We start from the raw sequence: 20,734 nt of genomic DNA on the forward strand, positions 1-20,734 counted from the left end.
CTTGTGGACGCTAGGCTTGTCGGCAGTGTCTGAGGGGACGTCCCCAGCACAAACCAGATGGAAGGTCATCAGAACATGAGCTTTTTTGAGGACATCGCGGCTGGACTTGATAGTGATGGTATTGAGTCTCGCGTAAACGGCGACACAATGTTCGTTCCGATCACCTCTGACTTGGAAATCCAGTTCGTGGAGATCGATTCCCTCCTACCTGCAGCAAATGTGTATATCGCTGCAGCCAATGTTGATGAAGATGATGAAGAATTCGAGGCAGTTTTAGTTTCGGTGGTGTTCTCTGTCGAGGATGCTGTCGCGGCTGTTGCCAAGCATGTTGCCACTGACCAGGTGGTGACTGTGTTGCGTGATCTCCTTGAGGGGACTGATGAACGTATCCAGGATTTGGAGTTTTATCAGGATGCAGTGAACGCAAATTTGGTTCGTGCCGAGGTTGGCCAGAACTCCGAACTTCAGGTTTTGGTTGAGGTTGAAGATGGCATCCCCACTGCCACGGTGAACTTCATTGCAATCGGGGAGTCCTTTGAGGATTTGGTCGATCAGGCAATTGAAGAGCTGTGGGAATCCGATGGTGACGCTGTTCTTTCAGATGAGGATCGCCAACGCATGTTTGCTGATCTAACTTCTGAACTGGAGTTTGTCACTGATGAAGTCCTCGATTTAGGTACTTTCACTGATTTTGATCGACTTTTCGATATTTTATCCCTCGCTGATGATCAGGCAGAAGACTGGGAAACTCAACTTGTTCCTTTTGACGATGAGGAATTCGACGAGCCAGATGTTTATGACTTGTTTGTTGATGACTCAGATGAAGATTCAGACGACTCCGACGATGACTTTGATGATTTTGGCGAGGACGATGAGGAAGACGATGCTGACGACACTGATGGCAGTGACGATTAAGAAGTAACTGTTTTCTTCAGCCCTGGATCGCAGCGATCCAGGGCTTTTGCACGTCTAAGCAGCGTTTTTGGAATACTCAAAAAGGGCGGCGGGGGATCGTACTGGATCAAAGTGGGCGTCGATAAGCCAGCAAAACGTCGGGGTAGGCTCATCGGTGAGCTGATGGACGGTGCTGTTGTGTGGGCCGTGGAGGATCGCGCGGATCCACCCTTCAGCGATACGGGAAGAGACTTTGAAACCCTCAGGGCTGGTGATGCGGATGGTGATTAGATAAGCAGGCTCACGTTGCTCACCAAACTCATGGACGATTCGGCGTGCAGCCGGACCAGCGCGGTGGCGAGACAAGGTTAGTGTGAGGGGGTCTCCACCAGGTGGTGAGGGCAGAGCCATGCTTGGGGGACGCCAAGTTGGTATGTCTCGTGCAAGCGATCGAGGGTGGCGCAACATCGATTGAATGTCTAATAGTGCCTCGGGGAAAACGCTTGTGAAGTGAGCTGCATAGCGGCTTGCGGGGTGGCTTGCGGAGTAGATGGAAGAGATTAGGCGGTTTCGGTGTTTGATCATGTTAGGAAGTGTAGAACATAGAGGCGACACTGTTCGATAGTATGTTCTAAAATTGTAGTTGATCCTGGTCAGCTAGATATAAAATTGGCGGAGGGCTAGCCTTGGGTGCGAAATGTTAACTCAAAAAATAGAATCAGAGGCTAAACCTAAAATCCCAGAACAAATCTGGGTGTTGGTTGTTGCCGCCTTTATTATTGCGCTGGGCTACGGCTTGATTGCGCCGATTTTGCCTCAGTTTGTCGTTGGTTTTGATGTAAGTTTTGCAGCCGCCAGTGCCGTGGTATCTATCTTTGCCGGTGCGCGGTTGGTGTTTGCTCCGATGTCGGGAAGTTTGATCGATAAGATCGGCTCGCGTCGTGTTTATTTAACTGGTTTGCTCACAGTCGCAATCACCACGGGTCTTGTCGCCTTGGCACAGGAGTATTGGCAGATTTTGGCTCTTCGAGGTATTGCAGGCATCGGCTCGACGATGTTTACGGTGTCGGCGATGGGCTTGATTGTTAAGATGTCGCCGGTTGAAATCCGTGGTCGGTGTTCTTCGGTATACGCCAGTGCATTTTTGTTTGGCAATATTATTGGTCCTGTTGTTGGTGCCGCACTTTCTGGTTTGGGAATGCGGTGGCCTTTTGCAATTTATGGTGCTTCTGTAGGGCTTGCAGCACTAGTGGTGTGGTGGCGCATGCCGAACATCAATGATTCGCTTCGTAAGTCTGAAAGCCAGGATGTACCGCCGTTACGTTTTGGTGAGGCATTTAAAGATTCGGCGTATCGCTCGGCGTTGGTTGGTGCTTTTGCTAATGGCTGGTCCAATTTCGGTGTGCGTGTGGCAACATTGCCTCTGTTTGCAGCTGCTGTTTTTAGCAATGGCGGTGCGGTAGCAGGATTTGCGATGGCCGCTTTTGCTGCGGGAAATGCATTGTGTTTGCAGTTTTCAGGGGATCTATCAGATCGAATTGGTAGAAAACCGATGATCATCACGGGACTGATTGTTAATGCGATTTTTACGGCAATGATTGGTTTTAGTGAACACATGTGGGTTCTTATTGCTGTTTCAGCCCTAGCCGGTGCAGGAGCAGGACTGCTTAACCCCAGCCAACAGGCGGTCCTTGCGGATGTAATTGATTCACGCCCAGGTGGAAAAGTGTTGGCTAATTTCCAAATGGCCCAGGATTTTGGTGCCATTGTCGGCCCAATTGTCGTGGGTGTGATTGCACAGCAGCTGGGCTTCGATATTGGATTCATCTTGTGTGGTGTCATCAGCATTTTGGCTGCATGTGCATGGATTTTCGGTAGAGAAACGCTTCCTACCGCGAAAGTCGAGCGCGTGTAAATGCCAGTAGTAACGGAGTCCAGGGCATGGAAGGCTCTAGGCGCTTTAAGCGTTGGGTTGTTTTTAACGCTTCTTGATCAGTCTTTGGTGGCAGTTGCATTGCCAAGGATTCAAGAAGACTTAGGCGCAAGCCTGAACCAAGCGGTGTGGGTATCAGCTGTTTATTTGCTTACTTTCGCTGTCCCGTTATTGATCACCGGCAGGTTAGGTGACCGGTACGGGCAGCGAAATATCTATTTAGTGGGCATGGCTGTGTTTACTCTTGCTGCTTTGGCTTGCGTGTTTGCCCCAAGTATTGAGTGGTTGATTGCAGCACGTGCAGTGCAAGGGTTGGGTGGCTCTTTGTTGAACCCTCAACCCTTAAGCATTATTCACCGAATTTTTGCCCATGATCGCCGGGGTGCTGCAACTGGTGTGTGGAGTGCTGTTGCCTCATCGGCAGGGCTTTTTGGCCCAGTCATTGGTGGTGTTTTAGTCGGCTGGATCAGTTGGCGGGCTGTGTTTTTGGTATATGTTCCACTCGGGTTGATCTCTGTGTTTATGGTGGCACGCTATGTGCCAAGGCTTCCCACGGGCACATCGAGAATTGATTGGCTTTCAGGTGCGGTATCTCTAGTGGCTGTGCTGGGAGTTGTGCTTGCATTACAGCAAGGGCCCGAGCTTGGTTGGGGAATACTGATTTGGATTTCCCTAGCCGTTGGTGTGGTTGCAGCGGTGCTATTTATATGGATGCAAACCAGATCCAAGGCGCCGTTGATGCCGTTGAGGCTTTTTAAAACGCGGAATTTCTCCATCGGTGCGTTTTCTATTTTTAGCCTCGGGTTTACGGTGTATTCCGTCAATTTGCCCATCATGCTTTATTTACAAACGGCACAGGGGATGCCGTCGCAGCTTGCGGGATTGATGTTAGTTCCGATGGGCATTATTTCTGTAGTGATGTCACCGATCGTTGGCCGGTTGGTGGATCGGCTCGCGCCAGGAATGATCTCTAAGTTCGGCTTTGGGGCGCTGATTTTCTCCATGGCGCTGATGGCTGCTTTCATGATCGCTAACCTCTCGCCGTGGTGGCTTTTGATCCCGATTGTTTTGTTCGGCAGTTCCAACGCGATGAGTTTTGCTCCGAACTCGGCCATCGCACTTCGTGATGTGCCCCAGGACTTGGTCGGTTCAGCATCTGGTTTTTACAACACATCCCGCCAGGTCGGTGCTGTTTTAGGAGCAGCTACATTGGGTGCTGTGATGCAAATAGGAGTGGGCACGGTGTCATTCGGGGTTGCCATGGGTGTGGCAATCCTTGTGACACTCGTGCCCTTAATCTTTGGGTTTTTAGCAGTGACCCAATTTAGATAGTTGCTCCGATTTTCTCACGTGCCTTCTTTGCGGAATCAACCAGAACGGTCACCGATGCTTCCACTTCTGGCCATCCGCGGGTCTTGAGACCGCAGTCTGGGTTGACCCAGAGCTGGCGAGGATCAACGGACTGAAGCGCAGCCTCGAGAAGACTGTCTACTTCTTCGGCGGTTGGAATGCGAGGGGAGTGGATGTCCCATACGCCAGGTCCGACACCGAGCTCGAAGCCGGAAGACTTCAGCGCGGCAAGAACTTGCATGTCGGAGCGTGCTGCTTCGATGGTGGTGACATCGGCGTCCAACGCGATGACCGAGTTGATCACTTCGTTGAACTCGGAGTAGCACATGTGGGTGTGGATTTGAACGTCGTCGGGCGCACCGGCAGTCGCTAGGCGGAAAGAATCCACGGACCACTGTAGGTAGGCAGGCTTATCGACGTCGCGAAGCGGCAACAACTCACGAATTGCCGGTTCGTCAACCTGAATGATCTTTGCTCCAGCCTCAATCAGATCAGCGATTTCTTCACGAAGTGCCAACGCAACCTGGTCAGCGGTGGTAGAAAGTGGCTGATCATCGCGAACAAATGACCATGCAAGGATGGTGACTGGTCCGGTGAGCATGCCCTTGACGTGCTTTTGGGTCTTGCTTTGTGCGTACTGGAACCATTTGACGGTCATTGGTGCTGGGCGGGAAACGTTTCCGAACAGCACTGGAGGACGAACACAGCGTGAACCGTAGCTTTGAACCCAGCCGTTGGTGGTGGAGAGGAAGCCATCTAAAAGCTCAGAGAAGTACTGAACCATGTCGTTGCGCTCTGGCTCGCCGTGGACCAATACATCAAGGCCAAGTTCTTCCTGCTTGGCGATGACAAGATCGATCTCTTCACGCATCGCGTCCTCGTACTGATCGACGGTGATGCCACCTTTACGCAGACGTGCGCGAGCAGAACGAATCGATGGGGTCTGAGGGAAGGAACCAATCGTGGTGGTAGGCAAAGCTGGGAGCTCCAAAGCCTTTTCCTGCAATGCAACGCGGGTATCAAAGGAACCGCGGCTACGGCCAGGAAGTTCCTGCGTGATGGGGGCGGTGCGTGGGGAGGTGCGTCGAGAAGCAATCGCTACGGACGCCGCATCGAACGCAGCCGCGTCGATGTTGCCGGCTAGGGCGTCGGCAAGCAGCTTGACTTCGGCGATTTTCTCCGAGCCAAACGCGAGCCACTCGCGGACCTCAGGCTCAATGTTTTCAGCCTCTAGGGTGTAAGGAACATGCAGCAGGGAGCAAGAAGTAGACACCGCGATTGGACCGCGAGCAGCCAGGCGCTTCAAAGATGCCAGGGCGGCGCATAGATCGGTGCGCCACACATTACGGCCATCAACGATGCCCGCAACCAGCAGCTCCTCACCCTTCCATGCAGCAAGCTCAGTAACGCCGTGGGTGACCAAGTCTACGCCGATGGCGCCCAGTCCAATGCCTGCAAGCGTGTTCAGCGCCTGGTCACCAGAGCCGAAGTAGGTGTTGACAAAAACGCCGCCGCGCTTAGCCAACGTGGTGTAACCAGCGCGGACCTGCTCCAAAACCTCAGGAGCAACATCAGTAACCAGCGCGGGCTCATCGATCTGAACCCACTCAGTATCGAAAGACTTAATGAGGCGCTCGTACACCTCAAACAGCGCAGGCAAATGATCCAAAGGATTTGAACCATCAGTGGTGCGAGCAAGAGAAAGGAACGTCAACGGACCAACCAGTACAGGGCGAGCATTAACGCCACGAACCTGCTGGCAGCGAAGATCCTCAATCAACGCGGAAGCATCCAAAACAAAACGAGTATCTGCAGACAACTCAGGCACAAGGTAGTGGTAGTTAGTATCAAACCACTTGGTCATGGCCTGTGCAGGAAGGTTCTCAGTACCGCGGGCAGCTGCGAAATAGCGATCAATCCACAGTGGGAGACCATCGTTTTCATGATCAGCGATGTCATCAAAACGTGCAGGCAGCACACCCAAAATAGCGGCAGTGTCGAGCATAGCGTCGTAGTAGGAACGTCCTGCAAACGGAACGGAATCCAATCCAGACAAAGAATCCGATGCAGTGTTGACCAATTGGCGGGCGGTCTGCGCTAATTCGCGACCTTCAATTGATCCATTCCAGTAGCCTTCGAGCGCGAATTTTAGTTCACGCTTTGCTCCAATACGAGGAAGACCAGCGACAGTGGAAGAAAAGTTGGAAGTCATGTGAGTTAAAGACTTTCTGCTTGAGCCGAACGTGCGGATCCCGGCTAGGACGCACGGCAATCTTCTGACGATGTTTTAAGGTTCGTGAAAACACCGGGTGAGCAGAAAGCTGCCCCGGGGGTTTCCTCGCCTTTTAGTAATCGAGGTCGTCCCACTTAACGCTTAATTTCCTTGCGAGAGATCTACTAGCGAAGTCTTTGCGAAGGTCTAGCGTTCCTCATCATCCGGGGCTCCAGGGAGAGGATTAAAAGTGAACCGATTGCGTGTTCCACCCAACCCTAGACTGCTTGGTCTGTCAAGGAGTCCCGGGGAATTAAATTCACGGTGTCATTGCGGGCTTGTGAGTGTATGTGGAGGAGGGGGTCGCGCTTAAAGGTGTGCAAGATCATAGTCAAGTTCGTTTGACTTAGAGGGGCTCAATTCACCCCCGCCATTTTTGCTGAAATCTGCTTTACCTGCGGTTTTGCAAAATGCAACGCCGTGACGCGTGGTTACACCCATCAGGGGTTGGGTGGTAGGTCACAGTTTAGGGAAAGTGACTTCAAATCACGTCGAAAAATAATTGAAAGTACTTAAAGAACATGCCAATCTAGGAGACGTGATAATCATTGCAAGCGTTGTTTTCCTCCTCGTTGGCGCAATGTTGGCGAATGCTGCCGCTGCGCTCTTCAGTGCCAGCGAGCCATTCGGACGAATTTCCTACCTCATCGGGCTGCCAAACGAAGACGACTTCGTGCCGTACTCCCTACGGTTCGTGGCCTTTTTCCCACTGATGCTTTCCGCCTCCATGGCAGCATCATTCTTCGGAGTATGGGCTGTACTGCTCATCCCATTCGGATACTTCCCATCACTAATGATGGTGCACAAGCACAACAAGCAGGTTCAACAACTGTGGGACTCTGTTACCGTTGCAGACTTCTACGAGGATTCTTCACCTCTGGTCTAGTTTCACGCATGTGATCGACCGCTTTCTGCCCCTTGACTCTGGGTGGGAGGCGGTTTTTGCTGTTTGTGGGTGAGATTTGGTCGCGTGGTGTGTGCATAAGACAACAAGATATTGGCAAAAGGTGGTCAAAATCGGGAAATCTTGTTGTCGAATGTACGGCAGCGATCAGGTTCAATTGTGTACCTTCATCGGTCGTGTGTTCTTGAACGAAGGAAACTGATCTTGACGCATTTGTCACCTGTTTAAAGGGGTTGAATTTTTCAAATGTGTGTAAACGCGAGATCTTTAAAACCTCTCACACGTTCTTCTAGGGAGGTGGGACTTTTAGGGGCCGAGGGGAAAATTTCAGCCCGAACAAACCAGAGCGCCCAAAATTCGATTTTGTGAGGAGGCGGGTTCACTGTGTCTGGTCCGTGCAAGGGTACGTTATATGAGCAAGTTTAGTTCCGGTATGAGCTGCATCAATCTCGCCACTAGCTTGACCTATCTCAGGCCGTCCATTGGATCTGTGTGTAGAAATTGGTAAGTTACCAATAAAAAACTAAAACTTATTTAATTTCCGGGCGGTACAGGTGAATAGCACTAATAACCAGCTTTTTCTTGCCATGGGAAATTTCAGTTAATAGGTGCTAAATATTAAAAACTAGCCACCCCTGAATTAATCTGCTATGGTTCTTTATGGACTTCAGGCTGAATAGGCTTGGAGTTTTCGTATGTTTTGTTGTCCGAGTACGCCGCCATCCAGGTAGCGCACCGAGGTTGATTCATGGTGAATCCCTTTTTCGAGTGAGGCCCCACACCAGGGAAGCCCGCCGTGAAAGGTGAGTCCCAGGCACTTTCGGGTGGAGGATGTTGATCTTTTTGTGCACGGTCCACGTGGCACGCTTCGGTATGCGCCGTTGCGATTTTGCCCTGCCGTGTTTTTAAGTGAAGGCCGCCTTTTGCGGATGGGTTTAGGAGGCATTCATGGAGATGGTTGTGAAGAAGAAGCGGGTTGCGATTATTGGTGCAGGCCCAAGTGGCATTGCCCAGTTAAGAGCTTTTGAATCGGCAGAAAAGCAGGGACAAGAGAATCCTGAGCTGGTGTGTTTTGAAAAGCAAGACACATGGGGCGGCCAGTGGAATTACTCGTGGCGTACCGGCACTGATTCTTATGGTGAGCCAGTGCACTCGAGTATGTACCGGAACTTGTGGTCAAACGGGCCGAAGGAAGTGCTGGAATTTGCTGAGTACAGTTTTGATGAGCACTTTGGAAAGCCGATTTCTTCCTACCCTCCACGTGAAGTTCTGTGGGATTACATTGCAGGCCGTGCAAAGAAGTCTAATGTAGAAAAATACATTAAGTTCGCGCATGTTGTTCGCTGGGTGAGTTTTGATGAGAACTCCCAGCTGTTTACCGTCACGGTAGAAAATCTTCGCACCGGTGAGACTAGCAGTGATACTTATGACAACGTCATTGTTGGTGCAGGTCACTTCAGTTTCCCAAATGTTCCACACTTTGAGGGTGTAGAGACTTTCCCAGGTCAGATCATGCATGCTCATGAATTCCGTGGTGCAGAAAGTGTTGCTGATAAGGATATTTTGCTGATTGGTGCAAGTTATTCTGCAGAAGATATCGGTACTCAGGCTTATAAGATGGGTGCCCGTTCGGTGACTTTTTCTTATCGTTCAAAGCCGATGGGGTATGAATGGCCAGAGGAGATGACTGAGCTTCCTTTGGTTGAGCGTTTCGATGGCTCCGAGGTTCACTTTGTCAACGGTGAAAAGCGCAAGGTCGACATCGTGGTGTTCTGTACTGGCTATTTACACCATTACCCATTCATGCCATCTGAGCTGACGTTGAGTTCCCCGAATAATCTCTACCCGGATACTCTGTATCGCGGTGTGGTGTCTGAGGCTAATAACCAGCTATTTTGGTTGGGTTCCCAAGATCAGTGGCTGACGTTCAATATGTTTGATGCGCAGGCGTGGTATGTCCGTGATGTCATCTTGGGGCGCATTGCTCTTCCATCGAAGGAAGCGCAGCGTAACCACATGGATCAGTGGCTGTCTCGTTTTGAGGGCCTGAAGTCTGAAAATGATCAGATTGATTTCCAGTGTGACTACGTCGAGGACCTGATTAACCAGACGGATTACCCTTCGTTTGATCTGAAGGAAGTCGCAAAGATTTTGAAGGGGTGGGTGAAGTCGAAGGAGGAGGATATCCTCAACTACCGCGATTACACCTACACATCAGTAATGACTGGAACCACATCTGTGGAGCACCATACTCCGTGGATGATTGAGTTGGATGACTCGTTGGAGCGTTACTTAAGCGAACCAGCTGAAGATGATGCCCGCCAGGTTTACCGTGGTAAAAAAGTACGCGACAAAGCCTAAATTCCTGTTGCTTCAGTAAGCGGTGTGCTGTCAGAATTAGCGCATGACAATCATTGCGAGTGTCGTGTTCCTCATTGTGGGGACTGTTCTGGCAGCTACTGCAACCGCTCGTTGGAGCATGCTTGAACCTTATGGTTTGATTCCGCATTTTATTGGCCGTGAGATCAATTTTGAACGTCACGGCCAATTTTTGGTTTATCTGCTTCGTGCTGCCAGCTTTTTCTTTTTGGTTGTGGCTGCGGCTTTGGCTCAAACTCTTTTCGGTGTGTGGTCGCTGTTATTACTGGTTGTCGGCGGTTTTCCGTCAGGCATGATGGTACGTCAGCACAATCGTCGAGTGCGTGCGATGTGGCGCCCACGAGAAGTTGAATAAGGACTAGGCTTGATCGCATGTCTTTGATTCCCGCCCAGAATTTTGATGATGTTGCTTTGATCATTGAGGGCGGTGGTACCCGAAATTCTTATACCGCTGCGTTGATTGATCAGTTGATTGCCAACAATATTCATTTCGGATGGGTTGGGGGAGTTTCGGCTGGCGCGTCGCATACCGTGAATTATTTGTCGGCGGATCGTTTTCGTACGGTGTCGAGTTTTGTGGAGTTTGCAGCCGATCGCCGGTTTTCAGGCATTCAGCCTCTGGTGCGTGGGCGCGGTTATTTCAATGCGGTGGATATTTATGAAACTTCCACGCAGCCGGATCAGCAGTATCCTTTTGATTTTGATACCTTTGCCAATGATCCCACTCCTTTCCAACTTTCCGCCGTGCGCGCCGATACTGGTGAGACCGTTTTTTGGGGTAGGGAAGACACCCAGGATCTGACGTCTTTGATGAAACGCGTCCGCGCGTCGTCGACCATGCCTGGTTTTATGCCGATCACTTACATCGATGGCCACCCCTATGTCGATGGCGCGGTCGGGGAGACCGGCGGTTTGATGTTGCAGCCGGCAATCGATGCGGGCTTCACCCGCTTTTTGGTCGTAGCCTCCCGCCCGCGCGATTATTGGCGCAAGGAGATCGGTCGCCCGGGTTTTATAAAAGCTGCTTTACGACGCTTCCCCTCAATCGCCGATCTCACCATCGCGCGCCCTGCACTGTATAACTCAGTCAAGCAACAGATCCTTGACCTAGAAAAACAAGGCAATGCCTATGTGTTTTTCGCAGACAACATGAACATCCAAAACACCGAAATTAATCTAAAGAAACTCCGTGCATCTTTCGACGCAGGCATGCAGCAAACCCGTAAAGATTGGCCGGAAATCATGCACTTCCTTAACGGGGGTGCGTAAACCGCCAGGTGTATCTGATAAGTCTGTAAATAGTTGTTAAGAATCGGTGCGTTGCAGCTTTTCCTCAGTAGGGTGATTGCTAACACTTAAAGCATTTAAAGCTAAGGGGGCTGCAACGTGAAACTACTTCGACTCGGCGCTGCTGTATTAACGTCTGCACTAACTGTGAGTGCATTTGTTGCACCGACTGCCTCTGCCGCAACAGTTGAGATCATCGATGACAATATGTGTAAATTCACCCTCACCAATCAGGACTTCAACGATGTAGTTGCCGCTGCAGCAGATCCTGAACAAGGTTCCCTTAAACGGCTTAATGCGCTGTTCCCACAGATTGAGGGTGGCTTAGACCTTGTGGTTTCAGAGGTTGCATCGCAGTTGGTTGCAACCAACAAATTTGAATCAGAAAAGCTTACTGCTCCTGCTCAAACAAAGTTCCAGAAGTACCTTGAGCTGGGAGTAGCGGCTGACTTTACTCAAAATGAATTGATGTCGATGCTCGTGGGCGCATCAATGTCGCCTTTGTTGGTTGCCTCTTTGAATGCACAGAAGTCCATTTACATTGGAACCTTCCACCTCACAAAAATCAATGCGCAACATTGGATTGATATTGTCGATGGCTTCCCCGGAAACTACGGCTTCAACTTTGACGCAAAAACCTACAATGGCCAGCCGATCAAGGACAGCGTGTTGACAGTGCTTGAACCAAGCATCGCTGACCATGAAAACCTGGTTGATGTTTATTCAGTTCCGTTTGAAAGCTGTATTACCGGCGTGCCGAGTAATGGCGGTGGCAATGGCGGAAACGGTGGCGACAACGGTAGTGGTGGGAATGGCAACGGTGGTAACGGAAATGGCGGAGGTGGCTTCAGCAGTTCATTTGGCAGTAGCTAGTCCAATCGCAGGTCATCGCGTAGATGCTGTGGCCACCGGGCGACTTCTGCTGGAGTAGTGGCGATGCGCAATTGAGCGTTCGGCATCAATCGGGTGAGTTCAATGGCGGTGGATACGGGGTGTCCGGGATCATCTGTCCAGCTTAAGATCGTGGTGGGAACGGAGATGTTAGCGATCTCCTCTTTTGAGGGGAGATCGCTAAGCGCTGCACCCCGGTAAGCCCACGGGAGTAGTTCGGTAGAAATATCGGGGACAGTGTCGGGAGTTCCAATTGTTGCTGGTGGTTGGGCGTGAAGTTTCTCAGCGTTGAGGAAGGCGTCCATGCCGTGGGTTTCTAAAAATGTTGCAAAAGAAAGATACTCTGCGGCTTGGGCTTTTCGGGAATCCCAGGCGGTTGGTGGGAGCATGAGAGTGAATCCACTGAAGCGGTCGGGGTTTAATACAGCTGCTTTAAGCAGGGTGGCGCAACCCATGGAGGGGCCGACGCCGTGGACTTGTTCGTGGGGGAAGTGGGCGTCGAGAAGCATTAAAAGATCACCCGCTAGGGTGTCCCACTGATAATCGGTGGAGGCAGCGCGGCCGGTGGAGGTGCCGTGGCCGCGGGCGTCGTAACGCAAAAGGCGTGTGCCGGACAGTCCGCGGCCGAGATCGAGGTCGAGGAGGCGGTCGCGTTGTCGCGATGAAGTGAGGCCGTGGAGTTGGACGACTGCGTGGCCGTGTTCGTCGCTGAACGAGGTGGATAGTTGCGCGCCGGGGACGGGGAAAGTGCCGTGTTGGAGGGGAGTGGGCATTGGATGTTTCCTCAAATATTTTCTATCAATCTATAGATACTAGGTCTATTATAAAGCCATGAGACTGACACATGTAGACCAATTAAACCTTCCGTTTGGCACGTTGAGCAGCTATCACCTCGAGGTGTCGCCGCCGGGGGAGGCCGTGCCAGTATCGTTTGACCAGCAACGACATGTGGGGGCAGGGGAACGTCCGGGGAGTTGGATGGCGATTAGTGTTTCCATGCCAAAAGTTGTGAGCTGTGGGGAATTGGAGCGTGCATGGCTGAAAGTAATTGAGCGCCACGGTACTTTGCGTACCGTTTTTAGTACCGGTATGGATGGAGAAGTGCAGCAGCACCGCATTGAAATTAGTGCTGGAAAATGGGTAGAACACCCTGTTTTACCTGGCGAAAGTATTAATGAGACGCTGCGAGCGGTGTTGAATAGGCAATGTTCACCGTATTCTCGGCCTTCGCATTGCTTGTGCATTATTGATGCACATCCGCGACCCACCGTGATTATTGGCAGTGATCATTCGCATGTGGATATGTGGTCCATGCTAGTAATTGTGCGTGATTTATTGGCTGCCCTGGATATGGAATTGCCCGCCGATCCGCCGTTGGCTTTTGAATCGCATACTGCTGAACTCTTAGCTGCGCCACCGGCACCATCGCAGATTCATCAGCGGTGGCGTGAAATTTTGGAAGCCGGTGGTGGGAAAATGCCACGGTTTCCGTTGCCACTTGGTGATGCCATCTCCATGCCTGAAAGAGTTGAAGTCCGTGATATCTTCGGGGTCAATGGTCTGGCAATTTACTCGGCACGTGCTCGAGCGAAACGGGTAAGCTCTCTGGCCTTGACTATTTCTGTCATGGCTGAAGTCACTGCATCTTTGGGTAAGCTACCGCTGCGCGCGGTATTTCCGGTACATAGCCGTTTTGACCAACGTTGGCATGACAGCGTGGGCTGGTTTATCACTAACTCTGTCCTCGAGGTTGCCGATGCTGATCCGCATACTGCAGCACAGGCTGTTCGTGAGGCTGTTTCTTTGGGGAGCTACCCTTTGGCGGAGGTGCTTGAACCGTGGGGAGGCATGCCGGAAACGCCAGGAATGTTTGCAATTTCTTGGCTTGACCTGCGTCGATTGCCGGTAAGTATTGATGATATCGGCCTTCAAGCCCAGTATGTGAGTGCATCACTTCGCACTGATGGTGTGATGTTGTGGTTCATTTTGGATCGATCGGGTGCGCACCTTCGTTGCCGATACCCCGATTCTGTGGAGGCGCGGGAGAATGTGGGCTGCTGGATTGATGCGATTGTTGCTCGAATGCGTGCCGAAGCATCAACTGTGAACTTGCGGGTTGGTGGGGAGCAATTGACGTTGAGGCATGGCACCCGTGCTGATATCGCTGAGGTTGCATTACTGTTTGCTGGGGGATTGGCAGACCTTTGTGAACTTGAGCAGGCTTTCGATCTGCTTACTTATGAGTCATCGCATTTTTTAGCAGTGGTCCGGAATGTGCGTGGTCGGGTGGTGGCTGCGATGCAGTTGACTATTGTTCCAGACTTTTCCCGCGGCGGTGCGCTGCAACTTCTCATTGAGGGGCCGTTTATTGTCCCTGAATATCGCGCTACCGATCTGGATGAAAAGTTGCGAACCTGGGCTGTGGAGCACGGGCGTGCACGTGGGGTGAAAATTGAGGAGGTTGTGGGGTAGTTGGTTTTGAAGTGAACAATCCACTTGGCTGTAGGAGGCGATTTAAGAGGTTGAAGTTTGTCGGATGGGTGTTTGTGTAGGCAGGGGGTGTTTGACCTCTTAGACGTGCCCCTAGAGGCTGTTAATTTTGAGGCCAATGGGCAAAATGTGAAACCTGAAGGTTCGCTGATCAAATTTTCGTTCCGGTCCGGCGGCGAGCCTTAAAGTTCGAACGAATATTTGCATGGATAGCCTCTCTTATTGCAAAAATTCAATCAAGATCGCTGGCGAGTTCGGAAAAGGGAACGAATATTCGCACATTCATTCCCTTCAGGGTTGCTTTGTGATGAGTCGATGAACCCAGCCCACCCCCTTACCTGATTCTCCAAGATCGAACGATCCTAATCACCGCAGGTGCCTCACAATCACCACAGTTCGCTGCGCTCGTTCGCCTGGAAGCTCATCGGAGGCGAGCATCGACAGAATTTCAGAGGAGCCGGATGCGTCGAGGTGCTCGGTGGGTTCGTCGAGAAGCAGAATTGGCGCGTCACTGAGTAATGCGCGGGCAAGAAGCAGTCGCCGGCGCTGGCCCCCAGAAAGGCTACCTGCACCTGAATCAAGCACGGTGCCAAGACCATCCGGTAGCCCTTCAACCCATTCAGCTAAACCAACGTCTACCAGGATCGATAACATATCTTCATCTGTTGCATTTGGTGCGCCAAGTGCCAGGTTGTCCCGCACTGTGGTGGCAAAGATGTGGGCGTCTTCGGGGCTAAACAGCACGGCATTTTTCACACGGTCGGACCTTTTGTCGTCGATGAGGACACAGCCATTTCGAGGTTCCAAAAGCCCTGCAAGTGTAAGCAACAAAGTGGTTTTGCCAGAGCCGGATGGCGCGATAATTTCATGACGAGCACCAAAGGGAAGCTCTAGATCGCACGTGCCCAGATCGCTGTCCCAACCATAACTTAAGTTCTCAGCACGTAAAACAGGCTCATTGGATACGGCAGTCAACTCAACAGGCGCAGCCTCTGGCAAATCCGAGATTTCTGAAAGCCTTCTTGAGGCATCTGCTGCGCGAGTGCGAGCAATGGCTGCATTTGGAAGGACCGATACGGCTTCGAAAGCTGAAAGTGCCAGCAACACCAACACTGCAAACCACTGTGGTGAATGTCCACCATCAGCATAAAGAGACCCCGCAACCATGAGCACCCCGATGACGGTGAAGCCATGAATCCACAAGGAACTCGCTGCACTAATCGCAGTGTCTTTTGCTCCAGCCTCCAAGCTAGAAGAATAAGAACGTGCAGCTGCATTTGCCTTGGATAAAGCATCTGGCATTTCACCTCGGACACGCAGCGCAGCTTGATTAGAGAGCACCAAATCCAAGGAGCTCAAATATGCTTCACTGGATTCAGCGCGCCGGGCTTCGGCTACTTTAATGCCTCTAGCTGCAAGTAGGGGAGGGATAATCGCTGCTGCTATTAAACCAACTGCCAACACAAGTGCTGTTGTGGGGCTGAGAATTGCTGTGAAGATCACCGCGCACAGTCCAGTAAGCAGGGCAACTCCGGCAGGAATGATGGCGCGCACGATGACATCGGAAACGGAATCAATATCTGCTCCAAGGCGGCTAAGCAGTTCACCGCGGCGCATTGTCAGAGTGGAATTCGGTGATGATGCCAGGCGTTGATATGCACTTGATCGGGCACGGCTCGCTGCTTTCAGTGCTAAATCATGGGAGATAATTCTTTCAATATAACGAAACACCGCACGGCTAATACCTAGGGCGCGCACTGCAGTTACTGCCACCGTCAGGTCCATCACTGGTGGCATTTCCCACGCTTTGGTAATCAGCCATGCCGAAACTACAGTGAGCGTGATTGAGGCGATCATGGTCACGCTACCTGCAACAACGGCAGGAATCAGTTCCCGGAAACGAAGCTTGACCAGACTATTCATTTCACCTCCACCACCTTATCGGCAGCCGCACGCAGCAAAGGATCATGCGACACTGCCAAAACTGTGGTGCCCTGGCGTGCTTCTTCCTGCAATTGTTTGATCATGATCGCGGCGTTTTCTGGATCCAGGTGTGCCGTGGGTTCGTCCAGCAAGAGCAACGTCGCGCCAAGCTCGCGTTTCAAGGCCAGCCGTTGGCGCTGACCAAGTGAGAGCTCCGCGTAGTCACTGACACTTTCTGGATCAATGACTGGTCGCTGGGGCAAATATGTGCAATGCTCCCACAACGAACTGTCCTTAAACTCCTGGCCAGAGGCATCTTTGACGGAAATCTCACCCGAAATGCCTTCCGTTGCCAAACCCAACACCGCCAACAATGCCGTGGATTTTCCGCTACCGTTTGGCCCCCACAGCACAGTCAACTGCCCAGGTGAGGCGATAAACGACAAATCAGCAGGGCGCGGGCCGTCGCGACCTTCGGCACGAAGCTTTTCGACGCTCACCTCCAGCCCGCCAGCAAGGCTGCGGCGGTTTAGGGTGGAGGGCGCGTCGATAAGCAACGGGGTACTGAGTAATTTTAGAACCTCATCGGTGGCAACCAGGCCGTCTTGGGCGTCGTGGAAGCGGGTGCCTACGTCACGGATTGGTGCGTAGACTTCCGGGATGATGACCAAAACAGTCAGGCCGATGGCGAGGGTGAGATCGCCCGAGAGCAAGCGAAATCCAATGCCAACTGCTACTAAAGCCACCGATAATGTGGCTAAAAATTCCAACACGAAGCTCGATAGAAACGCGATCTTGAGCACGCTCATCGTGGAGCTTGCATGCTGGGATGATAAACGTTTTACCTGAGTGGCCATGTCTTGGTGGCGTCTAAAAGCACGCAGCGTGGGCAGGCCGGCGATGAGGTCTAGGAGTTGACCTGATAAAACTGCCAAGTCATGGAGACGCTGTTCCGTGCGTCCGGCGGTGAGTGTTCCCACTAGCCACATGAACACAGGAATTAGTGGCAGAGTGATAATCGCGATGATCATCGATCCAACATCTAACCAACCAACTACTGCCAGCATCACAGGGGTGGCAATGATGGTGGCAGCTAGAGCTGGAAAAAATCCCGTGAGATAGGGGCCTAAACCATCAAGGCCGGAGGTCAAACGAGTCCGCCACAATGCCTGATCGATGGTGCGCGGGTCGCTGTGCGCTAGGTGGCGCAGCGTTTTCTCGCGTAAATCTACCGTCACTTGGGTTGATGCTCGCTCCGCGAATCGATCCTGAGCCCATGCAAGCACTCCACGCGCACCTACCGCGATGGCAAGCGCGATGAGTTCTGTGCGGGGCAAGGAACTTCCCGGGGTCTCAATGATGCCAGCTGTCATCTGCCCGATGAGCAAGCCCATTGCTACCGTCGAAAGTGTTTTTAGCGCGGTGAGAATACCAGCAAGGAAGATCCAACGCCGAGTCGCAGGGGACAGGCGCAATAGTCGTGGATCAACAGGACCTTTTGTTTGAGGTGTACTCATTTATGCTGCTACCGGTTCAGCGTGCAGGCGTTTGCGGAATACCCAATAGGTCCAGCCCTGGTACAGGACAACAAGCGGTGCGATTACAGCTGCAGTCCAGGTCAAAATATTGAGGGCATAAGGACTTGCGGAAGCATTCCAAATATCCAGGCTAACCCCATCAGTCAGAGTAGTGGGCATGACATTGGGGAAAAGTGAACTAAAGAGTAGAACAACCACACCGATGACAGCGATGGACGTGGACAGGAAGCTTAACCCATCACGGTTTTTAATCAGCGCAAAAGCCCCGCTAAGAACCGCTGCGATAATCAGCACGCCTAAGATCCAGGACCAGGACCGGCCATAGGAAATAGCTGCCCACAACACGAAAGGACCACCGGTAACCGCTGCTAAAAGTGCTACCACTGGAGCTGTTTTAGCTGCATCGGTGCGTACCCGACCAGCAGTTTTAAGCCGGATAAACGCAAGACCATGAAGCGCGAACAAGGCAGTAAAAGCGAGTGCGCCCAGAATGGCAAAGCCGTTGAACAGGCTTGGCAGTGCAGAGGCAGCATCAATGGTGTGATCCGCCTTAATTGGCATACCCCGCAAAATATTGGCAAAGATTAGTCCCCACATCAGCGGTGGAACCCACGATCCTACGAAGATCGCTCGGTCGGACCACTTTTGCCACCGAGGATCATCAACTTTCTTGCGCCATTCAAGGCCAACTACTCGGACAATTAAGGAAACTAGCACTAAGAATAGTGGCAGATACATTCCAGAAAACATCGTTGCGTACCACTCCGGGAACGCAGCAAACAGTGCGCCACCTGCCACAATCAGCCACACCTCATTGCCATCCCACACAGGTCCGATGGTGCGAATCACCGTGTTCTTAGCCGCTGAATCTTTACCGATGATGGGCGCCAAAATTCCTACGCCGAAATCAAAGCCTTCGAGGAGAAAATACCCCGCAAACAAAAACGCGATGAGAACAAACCAAAAGGTATTGAGATCCATGGTTATTCCTTTTCACCTGTAGTTGGAGCGACAGCAGTAAATTGCAGCGGTGACATGGGCATATCCGATCCAATGGGAGTGGACGGTCCAGTTTTTGCCTCGACGGTTGGGGCGCCTTCCTCTGGCGGTCCGATAAGAACCGCGCGACGAATCAGCCACACCCACACAACAAACAGCACGAGATAAAGCAAAGTAAACCCAATGAGAGTTAGCCACACCTGCCACGGCGCATGATCGGAAACACCCATATCAACAGTCATCCGGATCATCTCTGTCCTGGAATCTCCCGCTGATTCCGGGTTCGGGTGCACCACCCACGGCTGGCGGCCCATCTCTGTAAAGACCCAACCAGCCGAGTTAGCTAAGAATGGGAACGGAATAGCAATGAGGCTGCCGATCTGGAATAGATGAGCAATTTTGCCCTGTGGGGTGCGCTTCTTACGCAGCAAGAACCACGCAATTGCAGCGATCGCCAAAGAGCCCAACATCAAACCGATCATTGCGCGGAAAGACCAATATGTGACAAACAGGTTTGGGGAGTAATTACCAGGACCATATGCTTGTTCTGCTGCAGCTTGGAGCTGATTAACGCCCTGCAAGGTCACACCAGAGAATTTTCCTTCCGCCAAGAAGGGGAGCACCCACGGCACATGGAGCAGGTGGATGACAGAGTCACAGTTGTTGTGCGTACCGATGGTCAAAATAGAAAAGTTTGGATCTGTCGCTGTTTCACACAGTGACTCCGCTGAGGCCATCTTCATCGGCTGCTGCACAAACATCAGCTTTGCTTGGACATCACCCGTAAGAAACAGGGCTACCGAAGAAACGACCGTGGTCCACCAACCAACCCACAATGCCGGCCTAAACATCGAATGCTTTGACTCAACTTCTCCACCTGCTTTTTGTGCCTGACGGTGCGCACGAATAATCCACCAACCTGCAATACCCAGAACAAAAGTTCCAGCTGTTAAAAAACCACCGGCAACAGCATGCGGGAATGCAGCCAGCGCGGTGGAATTAGTAAGAAGCGCCCAGAAATCAGTAAGCTCCGCACGTCCAGTCTCCGGGTTATATTCCGCACCTACCGGATGCTGCATAAATGAGTTAGCCACGATGATGAAATAGGCAGAAATATTCGTAGCAATAGCCACAATCCAAATGGATGCAGTATGCAGCCACCCGGGGATTTTCCCCCATCCGAAAATCCACAAACCTAGGAACACTGACTCCAAGAAGAACGCGATAAGTCCCTCCAAAGCCAGCGGTCCGCCGAACACATCACCAACAAAACGTGAGTATTCAGACCAGTTCATACCGAACTGGAACTCTTGCACAATGCCTGTTGCCACACCAACTGCAAAGTTGATGAGCAGCACAGTGCCAAAAAACCTCGTAGCCCGGTACCAGTGCTCTTTACCGGTAACTTGCCAAAAAGTTTGCATGATTGCGACCAACGGCGCTAAGCCAATGGTCAGTGGGACAAAAATGAAGTGATAGACGGTGGTAATTCCGAATTGCCACCGTGCGATGTCGACGACATCCACGCTAAGACACTTCCTTCTCCATTGAAGGTTGACAGGACCAGCCTTATTGTCGCCGGACTTTGATCATATTTAACTATACAAAATCCAAAACCAATAAGTGCTTCTGAAGGTTTGTCGTGGAGGTCGATTTGGAAGTTCCCGCTCACAGGTGAACTTTAAAAAGGCTAACCCCGATTGAGGTCAACCTTTCCCCGCCAATGGCAGATCATGCGCGGGGTTGTTGACGGTTCACCAAAAATTGCGATTTCCATAGGACTCTCGAGCAAGCTGTACATTAATAGTTGAGGGTTGGTCTTGGGTTCCGTTATTCCCAAATCAGAGGTAGTGCGCGGCAAGATTTTACGGAGT

16 protein-coding genes are annotated in these 20,734 nt (G+C 51.7%); 9 read left to right on the forward strand and 7 right to left on the reverse strand.

From position 1 onward, the window contains the following. Positions 1 to 75 precede the first annotated feature (75 nt). Entirely contained in the window at positions 76 to 915 is an 840-nt protein-coding gene (locus N24_RS06370) for a hypothetical protein (RefSeq protein WP_096455330.1), read from the forward strand. 54 nt (positions 916 to 969) lie between these two features. Here N24_RS06370 and N24_RS06375 read toward each other — a convergent pair whose 3' ends face one another. Beyond that, positions 970 to 1,479: a hypothetical protein gene (locus N24_RS06375; RefSeq protein WP_096455332.1), complete on the reverse strand. Its 510-nt coding sequence runs from the start codon at positions 1,477 to 1,479 to the stop codon at positions 970 to 972. A gap of 112 nt (positions 1,480 to 1,591) precedes the next feature. Between N24_RS06375 and N24_RS06380 the strand changes: the two genes are divergently transcribed. Together N24_RS06380 and N24_RS06385 are read left to right on the forward strand one after the other, a co-directional pair. Continuing rightward, a complete protein-coding gene (locus N24_RS06380; RefSeq protein WP_096455334.1) occupies positions 1,592 to 2,809 on the forward strand; it encodes an MFS transporter in 1,218 nt (405 codons plus the stop codon). Then, on the forward strand, positions 2,810 to 4,159 hold the full coding sequence (locus N24_RS06385; protein WP_096455336.1) for a DHA2 family efflux MFS transporter permease subunit: 1,350 nt from the start codon (positions 2,810 to 2,812) through the stop codon (positions 4,157 to 4,159). Here the strand turns inward: N24_RS06385 and metE are convergent. After that, complete coding sequence (gene metE / locus N24_RS06390) at positions 4,152 to 6,389, reverse strand: 5-methyltetrahydropteroyltriglutamate--homocysteine S-methyltransferase (RefSeq protein WP_096455338.1); 2,238 nt, start codon at positions 6,387 to 6,389, stop codon at positions 4,152 to 4,154. The two genes, N24_RS06385 and metE, sit on opposite strands and share 8 nt — an antisense overlap. Before the next feature lie 598 nt (positions 6,390 to 6,987). Here metE and N24_RS06395 point away from each other — a divergent pair. The 5 genes from N24_RS06395 (at position 6,988) to N24_RS06415 (ending at position 11,892) form a co-directional block, all read left to right on the forward strand. Beyond that, a complete protein-coding gene (locus N24_RS06395; protein ID WP_096455340.1) occupies positions 6,988 to 7,335 on the forward strand; it encodes a hypothetical protein in 348 nt (115 codons plus the stop codon). Positions 7,336 to 8,301: 966 nt separating this feature from the next. Further along, entirely contained in the window at positions 8,302 to 9,714 is a 1,413-nt protein-coding gene (locus tag N24_RS06400) for an NAD(P)-binding domain-containing protein (protein WP_096455342.1), read from the forward strand. A gap of 43 nt (positions 9,715 to 9,757) precedes the next feature. Further along, the gene (locus N24_RS06405) at positions 9,758 to 10,087 is read left to right on the forward strand and encodes a hypothetical protein (RefSeq protein WP_096455344.1); all 330 of its coding nucleotides are present in this window, start codon (positions 9,758 to 9,760) and stop codon (positions 10,085 to 10,087) included. 17 nt (positions 10,088 to 10,104) lie between these two features. Then, on the forward strand, positions 10,105 to 11,001 hold the full coding sequence (locus tag N24_RS06410; protein ID WP_096455346.1) for a patatin-like phospholipase family protein: 897 nt from the start codon (positions 10,105 to 10,107) through the stop codon (positions 10,999 to 11,001). A 117-nt stretch (positions 11,002 to 11,118) separates the two neighbouring features. After that, positions 11,119 to 11,892: a hypothetical protein gene (locus N24_RS06415; protein WP_096455348.1), complete on the forward strand. Its 774-nt coding sequence runs from the start codon at positions 11,119 to 11,121 to the stop codon at positions 11,890 to 11,892. On the opposite strand, the gene N24_RS06420 is transcribed toward N24_RS06415, so the two are convergent. After that, a complete protein-coding gene (locus tag N24_RS06420) occupies positions 11,889 to 12,683 on the reverse strand; it encodes an alpha/beta fold hydrolase (protein WP_096455350.1) in 795 nt (264 codons plus the stop codon). The genes N24_RS06415 and N24_RS06420 overlap by 4 nt on opposite strands. A gap of 205 nt (positions 12,684 to 12,888) precedes the next feature. Between N24_RS06420 and N24_RS06425 the strand changes: the two genes are divergently transcribed. Then, positions 12,889 to 14,382, forward strand: a complete 1,494-nt coding sequence (locus tag N24_RS06425; RefSeq protein WP_167382167.1) for a condensation domain-containing protein — start codon at positions 12,889 to 12,891, stop codon at positions 14,380 to 14,382. A gap of 384 nt (positions 14,383 to 14,766) precedes the next feature. Here the strand turns inward: N24_RS06425 and cydC are convergent, their stop codons facing one another. From cydC to N24_RS06445, 4 genes are read right to left on the reverse strand one after another with little or no spacing between them, the layout of a single operon-like run. Continuing rightward, positions 14,767 to 16,323, reverse strand: a complete 1,557-nt coding sequence (gene cydC, locus N24_RS06430; RefSeq protein WP_096455354.1) for a thiol reductant ABC exporter subunit CydC — start codon at positions 16,321 to 16,323, stop codon at positions 14,767 to 14,769. After that, positions 16,320 to 17,840, reverse strand: coding sequence for an ABC transporter ATP-binding protein/permease (locus N24_RS06435; protein ID WP_167382049.1), 1,521 nt, complete (start codon positions 17,838 to 17,840; stop codon positions 16,320 to 16,322). The genes cydC and N24_RS06435 overlap by 4 nt, the downstream gene beginning before the upstream one ends. Beyond that, positions 17,841 to 18,842, reverse strand: a complete 1,002-nt coding sequence (gene cydB, locus N24_RS06440) for a cytochrome d ubiquinol oxidase subunit II (RefSeq protein ID WP_096455356.1) — start codon at positions 18,840 to 18,842, stop codon at positions 17,841 to 17,843. 2 nt (positions 18,843 to 18,844) lie between these two features. After that, positions 18,845 to 20,386, reverse strand: coding sequence for a cytochrome ubiquinol oxidase subunit I (locus N24_RS06445; RefSeq protein ID WP_096455358.1), 1,542 nt, complete (start codon positions 20,384 to 20,386; stop codon positions 18,845 to 18,847). Positions 20,387 to 20,734: the final 348 nt, after the last annotated feature.

The organism is Corynebacterium suranareeae (assembly GCF_002355155.1).
In the GTDB taxonomy this organism is placed as follows: Bacteria; Actinomycetota; Actinomycetes; order Mycobacteriales; family Mycobacteriaceae; genus Corynebacterium; species Corynebacterium suranareeae.